Source organism: Gordonia sp. UCD-TK1, assembly GCF_001691435.1.
GTDB classification, from domain to species: Bacteria; Actinomycetota; Actinomycetes; order Mycobacteriales; family Mycobacteriaceae; genus Gordonia; species Gordonia hongkongensis.
Genome location: NZ_LZMP01000092.1, coordinates 1 through 633, shown reverse-complemented (window position 1 = coordinate 633; position 633 = coordinate 1). Strand labels below are relative to the sequence as shown.

The following is a 633-nucleotide window of genomic DNA, read 5'->3' as shown; positions in this document are numbered from 1 at the left end:
GGTGTGCGTGCGCTTGTGCACATCGGCACCGATAACGATCATGGAAGATGCCTTCCTGTCAGAGTGGAGTGGCGACAGTCGGGCCGGTCGGCGGACACATCTCAGTCGGGGCGATGCCACGCTCCTATCAAGTCACGCCGGCCGGTCCTGACACACCAGGCATCGGCACAATGAGCCAACACCAGCCCAATACAGCCAGGGGCGGTAACCAGCGGTAGAGCCAGATGCCTGATGGTCAGAACCCAACCACCACCGAAGTGGCTAGACAACCCTGACACTGAAACCAGCGGTGGGGGCGGCTCCGCTCGGGGCCGGCTCAACCAGCGGTGGGGGYGGCTCCGCTCGGGGCCGGCTCATAGCTCCTATGTCAAGCGGCGGCGGGTGTTGGGTTGTCGGCTTTGCGGGTGCGGGCGTGGTGGTCGGTGGTGAGGTGGTTGTAGACGACGCGGGCGAGGCGGCGTTTGAGGCAGCGCATCGCCTCGCGAGGGGTCTTGTTTTCGGCCTTCTTCTTCTCGTAATAGGCGTGGCCGAGGGTGTCGGGCATGCGTGCCTGGGTCAGCGCGATGCGGTGGATCGCGGCATTGATCTGGCGGTTGCCAGACCGGGTGAGTCGATGGCGTCCGGGGTTGGCCG

Annotated in this window: 1 pseudogene; it reads right to left on the bottom strand. The window is 65.3% G+C overall.

From position 1 onward, the window contains the following. Positions 1-367: 367 nt before the first annotated feature. Positions 368-633: pseudogene (locus A9310_RS24890) on the bottom strand (IS110 family transposase); the annotation flags it as partial.